This is a genomic window from Nostoc sp. 'Peltigera membranacea cyanobiont' 213 (genome assembly GCF_002245975.1).
Taxonomy (GTDB): Bacteria; Cyanobacteriota; Cyanobacteriia; order Cyanobacteriales; family Nostocaceae; genus Nostoc.
In genome coordinates this window covers 1-13730 of the sequence record NZ_NOLI01000012.1, presented here as the reverse complement: position 1 = coordinate 13730, position 13730 = coordinate 1, and the positions used below count along the sequence as shown (strand labels likewise).

The following is a 13730-nucleotide window of genomic DNA, read 5'->3' as shown; positions in this document are numbered from 1 at the left end:
ATTGTGAGAGTTGGGAGTTACAAAAAAATTGTGAATAAGGGTAGTTAGCTAAACAGCACCACTGTTTCTATTAAATAGAATAGCTATAGTTTTGAAAATTAGCTTTAAATCATACACCAAACTCCAATTTTTTTGATACTGCAAATCTAGGTGAATAACATCTTCAAAACTGCGGACTGTAGAACGTCCATTGACTTGCCATTCGCCAGTCATACCAGGTTTTACGTCTAAACGCTGCCACTCCGGTACTTCATAACGTTCGACTTCATCGGGTGTAGGTGGTCGAGTACCAACTAAACTCATTTCTCCTTTGAGGACGTTCCAAAATTGCGGTAATTCATCAAAACTAGTTCGCCGTAAAAAGCGCCCTACCCTAGTAACTCTAGGATCGTTCTCATTCTTGAAAAATGCACCTTGCACTTGGTTTTTAACTTGGGATTTTTTCGCTTCTGCATCCACACACATAGAGCGGAATTTCCAAATCTCAAACCGTTTTCCCATCCAGCCACAACGGGTTTGACTGAAGAAAATCGGGCCGGGATCGTTAATTTGAATAGCGATCGCAATCGGAATAAATAAAACTCCTGTAATTAATAAACCGACCATAGACCCCACAATGTCTAAGAACCGTTTCATCCAAGATGCCACAGAAGGGTGAGTAGTGGGTAACTGCTCTACTTTGCGGGAAGTAGTCTTCCGATTATCTACTAAGTCTTCTGGTTCTATTAACAACCCATCATCAACCGACTCTAAGGGAAAAACCTGATCCAATCCCGTAAGTTTTAAGACTGCCATGACTTGAGGCGTTACATTCCGCAGTGTTAATGTAATTCCTTTAGTCTGGGCATATTTAAAATTACTGACCAGGGCACCTAAACCACTACTATCCATAAAAGTAGTTTGGTGAAAGTCAATGATGATTTGCTTAGGATGTAAATTGTGCTGGATTAAGCTTTGGCAGGTTTGCTTAAAGCCTAAAGCCTCCAGCACGCTCAACCGCACGGGCACCTGCATTATAGCCGTGTCGTTTAGGGAATTAACTGGAAAATCGACCTCTGTCGGTTGGCTAGTCATGAAGCTCTGCACTTTCGTTGCCATGTATAATGTAATCTGCCAAACATTATTTTGTCCTCCAAAATTACCTAACCTAATATTGGAATCAGTATTAATAAGGACTAATTTTTATTTACCGGGGCTGAGATTGGAGATCGCTAGCGACGATTCACAATAGAACAAGAAGCCAAAAAACATCCTTGCTGTTGTGCCGACGCAGCGCGATCGCGTTGCTCTCATCAAATGATTGCTAAAACTACGGTTACACCTACCGCACGCCTAGTTGAGGTCTTTTCTGCCATTCAAGGGGAAGGACTGAATGTAGGGACGCGTCAGATATTTATTCGTTTTGCCTTGTGTGATTTGCGCTGTCACTTTTGTGATAGTGCCCAAACTTGGAATGCACCTGCTACTTGTCGGATAGAGCGATCGCCTGGATTGCGCGACTTTGAAATCCACTCTAACCCTGTTTCTTTACCCATATTAATCGAATGGGTAAAACAGCAAAATCTACCTTCTCTACACGATAGCATTAGCTTAACTGGAGGCGAACCACTTCTTCATGCCCCATTTTTAACGCAGTTTCTACCCCAAGTGCGAGACATAACTGGTTTACCCATATACTTAGAAACTGGCGGACATCGCCCAGAACAACTAGCGATGATTCTTCCCTATTTAGACTCTGTGGGTATGGATTTCAAATTGCCTAGTGTTAGCGGCGAAAGCCATTGGCAAGAACATGCTAAATTTCTCCAATTATGTCATGACTCATATTTAAATGTTTTTGTCAAGATAATTGTGTCTCAAAACACAGATCCAGCCGAGTTGGAACGTTCAGCTTCGTTAGTGGCAGAGGTTAGTCCAGATATCTCAGTATTTTTACAACCTGTTACGCCTTTAGCAGTATCTGAACAATTTTCTCCAATACCGATGCTTGCACCTACGGCCGATCGAGTTTTGACCTGGCAAGCTTTGATGAAGGGCTTTATCAAGGATGTGCGTGTGATTCCTCAGACGCATAAGATGCTTAACCAACTGTAAAAGCTTCTGTAAAATTTGAGTTTGATAAAGATGTAGTCAAGAAAAAAGTAAGATTTGGTGAGGCTGTTGCAGGCAATCTAATTAGCTAAATGAAAAGACCTCTCCCTGGTTTTACTGCCTAAAGTCTATCCCTCTCCGATTCGGAGAGGGATAGACTTTAGGGACTTCCAAGAAATCAATTATCCATCTTGTGGGGTGGGCATCCTGCCCGCCCTAAATCTGGGACGGGTGGGGACACCCATCCCACAAGAAAACTTGGGATGTTTTTTTATTTGGAAGTCCCTTAACAGGTAGGGAAGAGGTTCATCGAACTCAGGTTGATTTGTTTTTACAGTGAGTCGTCATCTGGAGTTTTGGATTTAGCTTTTGCTTTATTGGCACTACGCTTGAGGGCAGACAGCCTTGCTTCGTATTTCGAGCGTTGGCGCTTACTAGGAGTATTGTCAATCAGGGTTTTCAAGGCGCTACCAAGACTCTTGTAGGCATTGGGGAGGCTATAACCAAAACGAGTTGCTAGAGCGATCGCTTTCTCATCAGCATTGAGCAATTCTCTTAGTTGCTTTTCCCCGCTATTCTTTTGGTACAGTCGCCAGCCTGACACGCCACACAGCGACAAAGCTAACACCAGCAGCAATCCATCTTGTACCCACAATTCGCCGACAGCGCCACCTAAACCGATGGCTAGTGCTGCCATTTCCCAACCATCTTTAGGAATTGTGTCATTTTGAACGCGAGCAACTTCATGCCAGAACAACAGATTACGCTGATCCATTGCGAGGGCATCCCATTTCACCAGGTCAATTTGAATTTCTACCTGGTCTTTACCAATTTCTTCGCAGCGAACCAGGGGTGGATTGACCTCAGTTGTGCCTTCAACCGTGACCCAGCTCTGTAATTCTGGCGGTAGTAAGCCTTTCAACCGCCGTAGTTCACTCATTTCCGCTTTGGCAAAGGAGGTTGCATAGGATGTCATAATATCCAGCCCCAGAAAATTTCAGTATATAGTGAGGGTATCACTTTGGAGTATAGCTATTTAAGTGATGATCCGTCTCAGTCGTTGGGAAAACTTCCTCGTTTTTTCCGCGCCTCCATTGCCTTTTCTAGCAAATCTAGTAATCCTGGCGCTTCTTCCTGGATACTGAGTAACAGTCTTTCCCCAAGTTCTATATTCCCCGGATCGAGACCTGTTGCCATCACTTCTTTTAGGCGAGGTATTGCTATGCCATCCACAATCTGAATTAAACCACTCAGACAACGGTGAAATTGCTTTTCTGTGAGAATCGAGTCTTCTAAAGGAAACTCAATAATGGCACGAATTTCACCATCAGATGGGTCATACTCCCATTGCAACATTTTGGTTTCCCAGGAAATGGCAAGCATCGTCTGTAGAACAACTCCCTTGTGAGGATGATCTTGAATTCCTGCCAGAACTTGAGGGGCAAATACCCTAAAAAATTTCCCCTCTTCATCCAACTGGACAACTATTAGAAAATCTTCTAAGTTATCAGCCTCCACACCTGTTATAATTCGGTCTTCTTCATCATCAAAACGGTAGTCCCAACCAAGGTTGTCTAAATACTTGGCAATTTGTTTGAGGTTAGCTCCCATAAAAGCCTCATAAGGAACGTGGAGCAGCTGTTACCAGACCTAGTTTAACCTGTCAGGGGAGTTGTTTAGGTTGGTGTAGATACTTCTGATTACATGGAAGTATGCAATTAGGGAATTGGGAATTGAAGATAGGAAAAATAGACGATCGTTCGGCGCTGTGAATGATATTTTCTGAAGGACTTTTGCTCATTCTTAAAGAAGCACACTTCAAATTTTTGTTTCGCTAGATTGTCAATGTATTCTTGAAATAGAAATTCTGAAATCAAGCACCCCCATAAATTGGAATTAAACCTGTGCCTGCTAAAGATGCTTTTCATGCAGTTGTCAAAACAGCACTTGAGAAAGAAGGGTGGTTAATCACTCACGCTCCTTATGCTCTCCAGGTGGGAACCCTTGAGCTATATGTTGATTTAGGAGCAGAAAAAGTTATTGCAGCCGAAAAACAAGGACAAAAAATAGCTGTTGAAATTAAAAGTTTTTTGAGTCCTTCAAAAATTACAGAACTTTATGCTGCATTAGGACAATTTATTATTTACCGAATTGCTTTACAAAAAAAAAGAAGCTAATCGCACTTTATATTTAGCAGTTCCTAGTACTGTTTACAATGAGTTTTTTATACTTCCATTTATTCAATCTGTCATTCAAACTAATCAACTCTGTTTACTAATTTATAATATTGAACAGGAGGCGATCGCCCAATGGCAAAACTAGACAAATATAGACAATATATTAAGAATTTGCTTCAACAACACGCGAGTACTGTTTGGGATAATCGTATTCAAGCACAGACAATTTTTGATACAGAACACGATCGTTATCAATTAGTTTATGTAGGTTGGCGCGAGCAAGACCGCATATATGGGCCTGTTCTCCATGTAGATATTATTGACGAGAAAATCTGGATTCAGCAAGATGGTACAGAGGTAGGAATTGCTAATGAATTGGTTGAATTAGGTGTCCCAAAAGAAGATATTGTTTTAGGTTTCCAGTTGCCATCTGTGCGTAAATATACAGATTTTGCTGTTAGCTAATTGAATTTATTAAAAATAGCGATCGCTCTCTTATTTTGCTTACCATCATTGGGTTAAAAAAGAGCGATCGCCTGAACTAAAATAATATCTCAGCCTCAATAACCTTTATTGCTCATAATGATATTTGCAAGTCAAAATAATCAATCTTCTTGAATTTTATAAGCTTGTGATTCAAAGACAAAATTTTCATATTCATCTAAATTAACAAAAACTAAATTCCCTTTTTCTACATTTTCTAAAGCTTTGAGTAGATGTTTTTTGTTCTTCTCTGATTTTAGAAGATAGGTAGTTTCGTTTTCTTCAGATGGTGGTTCAACTTGCATAATGACTTGTACGAAATCTTTCGCATATTTCCCACCCTATTGTAACTGTATCTGAGTGAGATGAATTGGAGCGATCGCTTTTCTTTGTTAGCGTGGGCGGTTCGTTAAAAAGAGCGATCGCTGTTAGACAGAATAGAACTCGCATGAGTATTAGCTGAATTGTTAGACAACATATCAATGGGGGAATACTGAGTAAAGTGTAGATATTTTAGCAATCAAGAGAAGATTATGACTATACCATTGACAGTAACTTTTACACTTGCTAGTTGGATTGCCAAAGGACTGCAAGATGGAACTTTCGTAAGGGTTGGGGGTGTAATTATAGACGCAACAAGTAAACATATTGTTACCTGGTTAAGGGAACCCAATAACTCTCCAATTCCAGCACTAAGTTCTTCCCCTAACAATTTACTCAACCTTGTTTTCTCCGGTGCAAATCTCGTTGCTTCTGGGGCAAATGCTGCTGTTACAAGACAAGGATTAGCTGATGTTAATGGACGCTTAGGCGGAGTTGAACAAACAAGTCTAGGTAATATAGCTGTTTCAGGGGTAAATCTTATTGGAACAGTCGCTAATGCGGCTATTTCTGGGAAAGGATTCGCCGATGTCAATGGACGTTTAGGCGGGATTGAAAATCAGTTAGGGGAAATTGGGCAGAATCTGCAACTAACTCAAGGAATTTTGCAAGTAACTACTGCTGCTAGCGTACTTAATCTAGGTGTTTCAGTAATGGGCTTTGCTGTAATAGCACAGCGTCTCAATGAGCTAGAAAAACGCCTAAAACAAGCGGAAGAACTATTGAACAAAGTCAACCGCAAAATCGACCTTAGTTTCTATGCTAATTTTCGTGCTGCAATTGAGTTGGCAGTTAATGCCTTCACGATGACTAAACCTGAAAATCGTAGAAGCAGCGCTTTGCAAGCTATTAATCGCTTCTTAGAAGCAGAGCATATTTATACTGAATATACAGATATAGAAATTGAACAAAAAAGCCAAATTGCTGATGAGTATTTGCTAACTTTATCTTTAGCCTACCTAGCTGAAGCACGTTGCTATTTAGAATTGGAGGAACATGATACTGCACTTCGTCGGTTCCAAGAAGGGGCTAGAGTTATCCGTTCTCGTATTCAAAAATATGTTGATCTTTTGCTCACTTCTAACCCAGGAGCATATTTACAACCTCAGTTCAAAGGTCAGATTGATTTGCGAAGACTAACACGAATTTATCAATGGATTGATCCAACTTTAGATGAAAATTCTGTGTTTGATCTGCAACGAGAGAATTTGTTTAAAATGGCGCAAGACCCTAACAAATGGTTAGATTCACTGCCAGCAGCAATTTTAACTCGCGTTGAGGTTCAAGCAGGTTGGTTCGGGCCGAGTCAGGATGATTTGAAGCAAGAAGCTTACAAACGTCTTCCCCAAGTATTTGAATTAATGGAATCTATGATTGAAACCAATCTTCGTTTTGAATCTTACCAAACAGAATTGCAAGCAATGTCCCAACTAGGAATCGGTTTTCATGACTGGCTTAAATTAACTCCATCTACAGAAGTTCAACCAGACGGCGCAGAATTAATGTACATCATTCCATCCAAACCTTTAGAGTTACAGCCTTCCATCTGAACTAATTACAGGATTAAAGATGAATTAATCAAGGTCAAGAAAGTCTCTGGGAGTAATAATCTGGTTTTGATATTCGGCTAGGGTCTTGAGTGATAAAAGGTCTTTATCTCCTGTGATTAAAAATTCTGCATTGGCATCTTTAGCAAGTTCTAAAAATTTGTTGTCATCTGGATCTCTACAGGTGTTTATTTGAGATTTTATTTCTATAAATTGACTGGATTTTTTAACTATGTCCAAAAAATCTTGTCGGTCTTCATCTGAGATATATTTATCGAACTTACGTTTGTAAATTCGTGTGTTTAATTCTTGATAAGTTTCATCGCTTTGAGCAATTTTGAATTGTTTATAGACTTTATCTAGGGCTTTACGGGCTGTTCCATTAGGACTTAGAGCAGCACTAAGTAAAACATTTGTGTCAATGACAATTAGTTTATGATTCATCGGCGAGCAATTCTTCTAGAGTTTCTTCGGTTAATCCTTTGGCTTGAGCATTTCTGCCGATTCTGTCAAAAACACTAAGTAAATCTTCATCTTTATTATTTGAAGAGGTTTTCTTTATTTCTTGAATAAGTTGTTCTTGTTCTTGTGCGGGAAGTTGTAGGACAAGATTAAGAATTTGCTCGAAGGTTAGGGGGAGTTGATAGGTTTTTTGAGTCATGGTGAGTTCTGGAGTTAGGGAATAGAAACTTGTTAGCTTTTTTAATCAGGTTTGAGCCAGTTTTCTACTTTTAAATCACGATTCCTCTATACCTTGGCAAATTGCATTATCCATATCCTCAAGAGTTTTGGGTTTAGCTTGATATTTTAAACAACCTGCTACATCATCTAATTTAGTTTCTGGAAAAAGTTTCTTAGACTTTAAAATAATTCCATTACCCATATCAATAATAATAAAATCTTGCTTGTTTAGTAGTGATGATTGCATTTTAAATTCCTTTAATTCATAGATTCAAAGTCAACAAGAAGGCAATTTATTCCATCCATGATTATGGAAAATTTTTCTTCAGGTATGTTTAACTCATGAAAACATTTATCTCTATATTTTTCTTTTTCAATAAAATTAGTGATGGCTTTAATTAATGGCTTTTTTACTTCGTAGTTTTCTTCAGCTTTAGCGATTGCACGTGCAGGGATTTCGTTATTTACACGCAATATTGCTAAGTCAATCAAATCTCTAGATTGTGTACTTGAATCGTTCCATCGGTCAGCATTAGCCATTAGTTTTGATGTAAATCTATCGCTTATACTCAGACAAGGTATTTTTGTCCATTCTGGATAAACAGGAGGGTCTAAAGTAAAAATCCCATTGGCTACAATTTCTACTTTAATAGTTGTTTCATTGACTACAACAAGGAAACGAATACCATATTGATTTATTGTACTGTCACCTAATTCGATATCTGTTGTACTTTGAAATAATGCTACAATTCCTTCATCGTAAATCAAATTTCTTAAATACCTGTAATTTTCAGTTCCATAAGGGAAGAGGAAATTAATATCTTTACTAAGCCTGTATTCATCATATTCTAACGCCAAGAGTGTACCACCGCCAAAGTATGCAGAAGCTTTTTTGAAAACTTCTGGATTGAAAGCATTAAGGATTTTAAGTATATTATTATGATGATCGAGATGAAACATTTCAAAATCCGGTAATATCCAGGAGTTATATTTTTTTGCTAAATAATGAATAAAATCCTTTTCTTCTTGTTTTAAATTTTTGAAGGTAGTTTGATGATGCCAATTGCGTTGATACAATTGAACAATTTCTTTCTCACTCATTTGATATACATTTTTTAGCTGCCAACCAATAGACTCTAGAAATGGTAGCTTTTGTGAATTGAGCATAAAATTAAGCGCTTACTCTGCGTCTCTTTGCGTTTAAAAACGCTACGATTCCTTTACACCTTTCCTAATTGCATTATCCATATCCTCAAGAGTTTTAGATTTTCCTGGATATTTTAAACAATCGGCTACATCATCTAATTTAGTTACTGAAAAAAAATTACTAGGCTTTAATAAATCACCGACTTCTGGAATTACTTCTATTTTAACTCCAACTTTTTTCATATTCTTCCAGATTTCTATATGTGGGAATAGATTGGTTAGTAACCACAGAATAAAGAACATCTGGGTCTAAATCTGCGCCATTATCCCAGTGAATTGTTCCCCATTCAGGGTTAACCTTAACAGTTTGAAAATAGGTTAAATCTTTTAAAGGTGCAAAAATTCCTGTAAATTCGATTAACTGGTTAACATCAACAATACCTTCCTTTCCGTCTTCAAACTTCAAATAGAGTTGATAGTTATCGTTAGGAATAACTTCTATAATATCTTTAAGCATAATTCACTCTAATGGTTGAATTTTTTCTAAGGGATTATTTTGTCTTGCCAGTTGCCAGTTTTCTCTAAGTTCTGATTTGTGCATAGCTGCCCATTCAATCACTAAACCAAGAACTCTAGGAGTGAGTTGACCTTCTAAAATTGATAAGGTTTCTATATCAATAATTGCCTTTTGCTGATTGTAGCGGACATGGAAATGAGGGGGCGGATGGTCGTTATAGTACATAGTAATGATAATCCCTAAAAAACGACAAATTTCAGGCATCACATCACCTCCTCAATTATCCTATCTATTCAGCCATACCCACCTGATTGTAATATTTTTAGGCATTCTTCCTCTGCGTTCTCTGCGCCTCTGCGGTTCGCAAAAAAAGGACGAACCCGAAAAGTTCGCCCATAACATACTATTATGCTGTTGCTCAATCCAAACCCAAATCTAAATCTTCGCTTCTTCTCTCACCAACTTATCCCAACCTAAATCTTTCAAATTATTATTCCGACGTAGCGGACGAGTCACCAACTCTAACATGTCACGCGCATTCGTAAAGCCGTGAATTTGAGCAAAAGTGAACTCCACCGACCACTTAGTATTAATACCGCGTGCTTCCAACGGATTAGCGTGAGCCATACCAGTAATTACCAAATCTGGTTTCAACTCATAAATTCGCTGAAGTTGATTGTAATTATCCGGCTTCTCTACAATCCTTGGCAGGGGTGAATTCATTTCCTGGCAAGTTTTCTCCAACAGTGCCAACTCAGCAGCTTGATAGCGCTTATCCATGTAGGGAATGCCGATTTCGTGAACAGTCATCCCGCAACGGATTAAGAATCTTGCTTGGGAAACTTCCAGCAAGTTATCACCCATGAAGAATACAGATTTACCGCGAATCAGTTTCACGTAATCTTCCAAGCCTGCCCAAATTTGTGCTTCCCGTTCATCCAAACCCTTGGGTGTAATACCGAACACCGAGCAGATTTTCTCAATCCAAGCGCGAGTACCATCGGGGCCAATCGGGAAGGGTGCGCCAATGAGTTTACACTTGCGGCGACGCATTAAAGTGGTAGCTGTGCGGCTGAGGAAGGGGTTGACACCAGCGACATAATACCCTTCTTCCAGTACTGGCAGTTCAGTGAAGCGCTTCGCGGGTAGCCAGCCGGAAACTTTGATGCCTTGTCTCTTCAGTTCCAAGGTTAACTGAGTAACTACGGGATCGGGAAGGGAGCCAAAGAGAACTAAGGGTGGATGATCTACGTACTCAGATTCATCTTGGGCGACATCTTCTTTCTTTTTACCAAAGTTTAGCAATTTAGCGATCGCATTGCGTTCAATTTTCTCTGTTTCCGCCACCGGAGACTTATCAGGACAACGGTTAGCCATAGCTGCTAATACGGTGTCTTCACCTTGAGTGAAGGCGTAATCTAGACCATTTGCCCGCGCAACAACGATGGGAATCCCGATTTCCGATTCCAGCTTTGGTGCTAAACCTTCTAAATCTGTTTTGATAATTTCGGTGGTGCAAGTGCCAATCCAGACAATTACACTAGGATTGCGATCGCGTTTAATTTGCAAGCACAACCGCTTTAACTCTTCATAATCATTCAGCTGTGCCGAAATATCGCCCTCTTCTAACTCTGCCATTGCATAGCGGGGTTCAGCAAAAATCATCACCCCCATCGCGTTTTGCAAGAAGTAGCCACAAGTTTTTGTCCCAATCACCAAAAAGAAGCTATCTTCTATTTTTTGGTATAACCACGCCACGCAGCTAATTGGGCAAAAGGTATGGTAATTTCCAGTTTCACATTCAAAGCTTAAAGCTTCTGGTTGTTGAGCGACAGTCATTTTGGTTTTTTCTCCCCTTGATATTTAATGGCAGTTCAACCAAGTTCAGATTTTAGATTGATAATTTTGGATTGAAGACTGGGACAACAAAAGTATCCTCTGTCTAACGACAATTTCCCTAATTCCTAATCCAAAACCCCAAATCTAAAACTTAAAATTGCGAAGAACGGCAATAATTAAGCGTTGGGGAAGAGACGGGCAATTTCTGATTCATCAAAAACGCCTGCTGGCAGTTCTTCCCCTAATAAATCGTTATTTTCTTCAGCCTTTTGCAAAGCTGTTTCATCACCCCAGACATCTGATAACACGTCTTTAAACGCATTCTCATCTAGTGGACTATCTTCAAGCGCCTCGTCATCCAGCTTTACTTCCATTGCAGCTGAGGTATCGAAGGCAATTTCCCCAAACTCATCTGCTTCTAAACTAGAGATTTCGAGAGACTCATCTTTTAATGTGTGTCCGTTTGATAAGGAAATATCGCCAAAGTCATTTTCGGTTTCCTCCAACTCGCTGATTTCCAAACTTTGATCGTCGGAATCCAGGATTGCGAACTCTTGAACTACCACCTCCGCCGCAAAGCCATTGGTATAGCCATTGCTATCAGAATGTGTCAATGTTTCATCTTCAGGCTTTTCATCAACGATCGCTGCTGCTTCTTCTACGTATTTCTCTACATCGGAGTTGACAACAAAGCGATTACCGAGAGCTAAATCTGGATCAAAATGCAAATCCAGCACCTCAATTAGGGTATCGGCATCAGGATTAAGTTTGGCAAAGGGCAACATTAACTGCGCTAGCTTTGGCTCTAGGGCGTTAAGAACTCCCAGGATGAGGTAAGAAGGTGGTCGCTTCCCGCCATCAGGGGTGTAGACTGATTCCACTTGCATGTGCAGGGTAATCCAGTCTCGATTATTCTGGAAAAATTGCAACCACTTTTGTTTTATTGAATCCGTAAAGCTGTGAAAGAAAGCCATATTATTGTCCCCCATCCTGAGAACTTGATGATTTATACAATCATCAAGTCTAGTTCCTCTTCTGAATTAGGAACCTGGGGTTTACCCGGATTTAGATAAAAATCGGACAACAAAGAGAACAACTCCCGATCTGGTGTGTCGTTAGGTACAACACCTTCGGGACGCGCTAGAATTTGGTCGGCGATGCTGAGATAGTAGTCGCAAACGTAGTCTAGGGAAGGATCTTGCTCTGCCATCTCAAACAAAGTTTTGCCTTTCACACGGGAAACACGGATATCTTCAATCAAAGGTAAAACTTCCAAAACTGGCATGGGCACAGCTTCTATATATTTTTCAATCAAGTCGCGCTTGGATGTGCGATTGCCAATTAACCCTGCTAGACGTAGTGGGTGAGTTCGGGCTTTTTCGCGGACTGAAGCGGCGATCCGATTAGCAGCAAACAAAGCATCAAAGCCGTTGTCTGTAACAATCAGGCAGTAATCTGCATAGTTGAGTGGTGCTGCAAAACCACCGCAAACTACGTCACCCAGAACATCGAAAAGAATTATATCGTATTCATCAAAGGCGTTAAGTTCTTTAAGTAATTTTACGGTTTCACCGACTACGTAGCCGCCACATCCAGCACCAGCAGGTGGTCCACCAGCTTCTACGCAATCCACACCGCCGTAGCCTTTATAAATTACATCTTCCGGCCAGACATCTTCGTAGTGATAATCCTTTTCTTGGAGGGTGTCGATAATTGTGGGAATCAAAAACCCAGTCAGGGTGAAGGTGCTGTCATGTTTTGGATCGCAGCCAATTTGCAGCACTTTCTTGCCACGTTTAGCTAGGGCGACGGATATATTACAGCTAGTTGTGGATTTACCGATACCACCTTTTCCGTAGACTGCTAGTTTCACTCTTGTTTCCCTCTTAATAGCTTTTTGTCAAACTTGTGGCTCAAACATTTGCCTTCACCTTTCCTGAGATGGCGATGCGTGAGGTCTATGAATGTCATTATTGGGCAAATTACATAGAAAAGAAAGTGGCTCTTAATTTATAAACCGGTTTTATCCGATGGATTAGAACTTAATTATGGGTATTTGGGTTTTAATTCCCTTAAAAGTCCTATTTGGCTCTAAAAGTCATCTATAAAAAGTTTTTATTACTTATTTTTATAAAAAGAGTTACAAAAAGCAAAAAACTAAGATTGGCTTTTTTGAATGGTTTTCATAGAATTAGCTGATGTTCGTGCAAGGTGTTTTCAGGGCATTGGGACGCAGGTAGAAGGGTAAAGAGAGGTATATGCAGCCTGATGCTGGAAATACTACTGGAATTTGCGTTAGCGTAGCTCACCGTTCGCTTAGCGTCTCGTAGAGAAGGTATCGCAGATAAATTGCCTGTTTTCAGTCGGTAGACCAAACCATTTAATTACTGCTTGAGAGTGAATTAGTATGATTTTGTAAAATATTATTAAATTGGCAAATATTGCCTAAGTCTAAGCCAAGGCGAATAGAATTTGCGGCTACCTGCGGGTAGCTCACCTCTGTGCGCTAAGAGTAAGAGAATAATCGGAGAGTGTGCGTAAGTCCTAATTTATGAAGTTAATTAGGACACTTCAGTTTTAATTTCCTGGATTTCTTGTAATGTTTGCCAGCCAGCTTGCCACTGGGAGTTATCTTGTAATAATTTGGCATTTATCCAAAAACGGACTTTAGGATCGCAAGAAGCAACCATTTCGGCGTAAACCCACTTGGCCTGATTTTTCCGATTGACAACTTGGAAATGCCGCCAACCGTCTACTTTTTGCTGTGCCGTCCACTTAGAACCAACTAGGTAAGGAAATTTCTGTTTTTTAGTCATTTGTCATTTGTCATTCGTCATTTGCTATTAGGCATTGGGTGTAGTTATTCCC

General features: G+C 39.9%; 17 protein-coding genes and 2 pseudogenes. 4 read left to right on the top strand and 15 right to left on the bottom strand.

Annotated features, from left to right (window positions below; all coding sequences use genetic code 11):
* Positions 1 to 48 precede the first annotated feature (48 nt).
* Positions 49 to 1098 (bottom strand): sugar transferase, encoded by a 1050-nt coding sequence (locus CDG77_RS05615; protein ID WP_094328423.1) that lies wholly within the window; start codon positions 1096 to 1098, stop codon positions 49 to 51.
* 198 nt (positions 1099 to 1296) lie between these two features.
* On the opposite strand from CDG77_RS05615, the gene CDG77_RS05610 reads away from it, so the two are divergent.
* A complete protein-coding gene (locus CDG77_RS05610; protein WP_094328422.1) occupies positions 1297 to 2094 on the top strand; it encodes a 7-carboxy-7-deazaguanine synthase QueE in 798 nt (265 codons plus the stop codon).
* 328 nt (positions 2095 to 2422) lie between these two features.
* Here the strand turns inward: CDG77_RS05610 and CDG77_RS05605 are convergent, their stop codons facing one another.
* Both CDG77_RS05605 and CDG77_RS05600 read right to left on the bottom strand, forming a co-directional pair.
* Complete coding sequence (locus tag CDG77_RS05605) at positions 2423 to 3067, bottom strand: DUF3318 domain-containing protein (protein ID WP_094328421.1); 645 nt, start codon at positions 3065 to 3067, stop codon at positions 2423 to 2425.
* Between the two features lie 77 nt (positions 3068 to 3144).
* Positions 3145 to 3702 carry a hypothetical protein gene (locus CDG77_RS05600; RefSeq protein WP_094328420.1) on the bottom strand — a complete coding sequence of 186 codons (558 nt, stop codon included), beginning with the start codon at positions 3700 to 3702 and terminating at the stop codon, positions 3145 to 3147.
* A 293-nt stretch (positions 3703 to 3995) separates the two neighbouring features.
* On the opposite strand from CDG77_RS05600, the pseudogene CDG77_RS05595 reads away from it, so the two are divergent.
* Together CDG77_RS05595 and CDG77_RS05590 are read left to right on the top strand one after the other, a co-directional pair.
* Positions 3996 to 4413, top strand: a pseudogene (locus CDG77_RS05595) (XisH family protein).
* A complete protein-coding gene (locus CDG77_RS05590) occupies positions 4401 to 4733 on the top strand; it encodes a XisI protein (protein ID WP_094328419.1) in 333 nt (110 codons plus the stop codon). Before CDG77_RS05595 ends, CDG77_RS05590 begins: the two are co-directional and overlap by 13 nt.
* A gap of 140 nt (positions 4734 to 4873) precedes the next feature.
* On the opposite strand, the gene CDG77_RS05585 is transcribed toward CDG77_RS05590, so the two are convergent.
* Complete coding sequence (locus CDG77_RS05585) at positions 4874 to 5056, bottom strand: hypothetical protein (protein ID WP_223269713.1); 183 nt, start codon at positions 5054 to 5056, stop codon at positions 4874 to 4876.
* Positions 5057 to 5284: 228 nt separating this feature from the next.
* On the opposite strand from CDG77_RS05585, the gene CDG77_RS05580 reads away from it, so the two are divergent.
* Positions 5285 to 6682 (top strand): hypothetical protein, encoded by a 1398-nt coding sequence (locus CDG77_RS05580; protein WP_094328418.1) that lies wholly within the window; start codon positions 5285 to 5287, stop codon positions 6680 to 6682.
* A 24-nt stretch (positions 6683 to 6706) separates the two neighbouring features.
* Here the strand turns inward: CDG77_RS05580 and CDG77_RS05575 are convergent, their stop codons facing one another.
* The 11 genes and pseudogenes from CDG77_RS05575 to CDG77_RS05525 form a co-directional block, all read right to left on the bottom strand.
* Positions 6707 to 7123 carry a putative toxin-antitoxin system toxin component, PIN family gene (locus tag CDG77_RS05575; protein ID WP_094328417.1) on the bottom strand — a complete coding sequence of 139 codons (417 nt, stop codon included), beginning with the start codon at positions 7121 to 7123 and terminating at the stop codon, positions 6707 to 6709.
* Positions 7113 to 7340: a hypothetical protein gene (locus tag CDG77_RS05570; protein ID WP_094328416.1), complete on the bottom strand. Its 228-nt coding sequence runs from the start codon at positions 7338 to 7340 to the stop codon at positions 7113 to 7115. The genes CDG77_RS05575 and CDG77_RS05570 overlap by 11 nt, the downstream gene beginning before the upstream one ends.
* A gap of 75 nt (positions 7341 to 7415) precedes the next feature.
* Positions 7416 to 7583: pseudogene (locus CDG77_RS05565) on the bottom strand (AbrB/MazE/SpoVT family DNA-binding domain-containing protein); the annotation flags it as partial.
* A gap of 35 nt (positions 7584 to 7618) precedes the next feature.
* On the bottom strand, positions 7619 to 8527 hold the full coding sequence (locus CDG77_RS05560; RefSeq protein ID WP_094328415.1) for a nucleotidyl transferase AbiEii/AbiGii toxin family protein: 909 nt from the start codon (positions 8525 to 8527) through the stop codon (positions 7619 to 7621).
* A 42-nt stretch (positions 8528 to 8569) separates the two neighbouring features.
* A complete protein-coding gene (locus CDG77_RS05555) occupies positions 8570 to 8749 on the bottom strand; it encodes a hypothetical protein (RefSeq protein WP_223269712.1) in 180 nt (59 codons plus the stop codon).
* Entirely contained in the window at positions 8730 to 9023 is a 294-nt protein-coding gene (locus CDG77_RS05550; RefSeq protein ID WP_094328413.1) for a DUF2442 domain-containing protein, read from the bottom strand. The genes CDG77_RS05555 and CDG77_RS05550 overlap by 20 nt, the downstream gene beginning before the upstream one ends.
* Before the next feature lie 3 nt (positions 9024 to 9026).
* A complete protein-coding gene (locus CDG77_RS05545; RefSeq protein WP_094328412.1) occupies positions 9027 to 9287 on the bottom strand; it encodes a DUF4160 domain-containing protein in 261 nt (86 codons plus the stop codon).
* Between the two features lie 171 nt (positions 9288 to 9458).
* Positions 9459 to 10862, bottom strand: coding sequence for a ferredoxin:protochlorophyllide reductase (ATP-dependent) subunit N (locus tag CDG77_RS05540; RefSeq protein ID WP_094328411.1), 1404 nt, complete (start codon positions 10860 to 10862; stop codon positions 9459 to 9461).
* Between the two features lie 176 nt (positions 10863 to 11038).
* Positions 11039 to 11836, bottom strand: a complete 798-nt coding sequence (locus tag CDG77_RS05535; RefSeq protein ID WP_094328493.1) for a DUF5331 domain-containing protein — start codon at positions 11834 to 11836, stop codon at positions 11039 to 11041.
* Between the two features lie 32 nt (positions 11837 to 11868).
* Positions 11869 to 12735, bottom strand: coding sequence for a ferredoxin:protochlorophyllide reductase (ATP-dependent) iron-sulfur ATP-binding protein (gene bchL / locus CDG77_RS05530; RefSeq protein ID WP_094328410.1), 867 nt, complete (start codon positions 12733 to 12735; stop codon positions 11869 to 11871).
* A 688-nt stretch (positions 12736 to 13423) separates the two neighbouring features.
* Entirely contained in the window at positions 13424 to 13678 is a 255-nt protein-coding gene (locus tag CDG77_RS05525; RefSeq protein ID WP_094328409.1) for a TIGR02450 family Trp-rich protein, read from the bottom strand.
* Positions 13679 to 13730 lie beyond the last annotated feature (52 nt).

Bases quoted from the DNA above. Each gene is read 5' to 3' on its own strand.
- CDG77_RS05615 (WP_094328423.1), bottom strand. From the start codon at position 1,098: ATGGCAACGAAAGTGCAGAGCTTCATGACTAGCCAACCGACAGAGGTC.
- CDG77_RS05610 (WP_094328422.1), top strand. From the start codon at position 1,297: ATGATTGCTAAAACTACGGTTACACCTACCGCACGCCTAGTTGAGGTC.
- CDG77_RS05605 (WP_094328421.1), bottom strand. From the start codon at position 3,067: ATGACATCCTATGCAACCTCCTTTGCCAAAGCGGAAATGAGTGAACTA.
- CDG77_RS05600 (WP_094328420.1), bottom strand. From the start codon at position 3,702: ATGGGAGCTAACCTCAAACAAATTGCCAAGTATTTAGACAACCTTGGT.
- CDG77_RS05590 (WP_094328419.1), top strand. From the start codon at position 4,401: ATGGCAAAACTAGACAAATATAGACAATATATTAAGAATTTGCTTCAA.
- CDG77_RS05585 (WP_223269713.1), bottom strand. From the start codon at position 5,056: ATGCAAGTTGAACCACCATCTGAAGAAAACGAAACTACCTATCTTCTA.
- CDG77_RS05580 (WP_094328418.1), top strand. From the start codon at position 5,285: ATGACTATACCATTGACAGTAACTTTTACACTTGCTAGTTGGATTGCC.
- CDG77_RS05575 (WP_094328417.1), bottom strand. From the start codon at position 7,123: ATGAATCATAAACTAATTGTCATTGACACAAATGTTTTACTTAGTGCT.
- CDG77_RS05570 (WP_094328416.1), bottom strand. From the start codon at position 7,340: ATGACTCAAAAAACCTATCAACTCCCCCTAACCTTCGAGCAAATTCTT.
- CDG77_RS05560 (WP_094328415.1), bottom strand. From the start codon at position 8,527: ATGCTCAATTCACAAAAGCTACCATTTCTAGAGTCTATTGGTTGGCAG.
- CDG77_RS05555 (WP_223269712.1), bottom strand. From the start codon at position 8,749: ATGAAAAAAGTTGGAGTTAAAATAGAAGTAATTCCAGAAGTCGGTGAT.
- CDG77_RS05550 (WP_094328413.1), bottom strand. From the start codon at position 9,023: ATGCTTAAAGATATTATAGAAGTTATTCCTAACGATAACTATCAACTC.
- CDG77_RS05545 (WP_094328412.1), bottom strand. From the start codon at position 9,287: ATGCCTGAAATTTGTCGTTTTTTAGGGATTATCATTACTATGTACTAT.
- CDG77_RS05540 (WP_094328411.1), bottom strand. From the start codon at position 10,862: ATGACTGTCGCTCAACAACCAGAAGCTTTAAGCTTTGAATGTGAAACT.
- CDG77_RS05535 (WP_094328493.1), bottom strand. From the start codon at position 11,836: ATGGCTTTCTTTCACAGCTTTACGGATTCAATAAAACAAAAGTGGTTG.
- CDG77_RS05525 (WP_094328409.1), bottom strand. From the start codon at position 13,678: ATGACTAAAAAACAGAAATTTCCTTACCTAGTTGGTTCTAAGTGGACG.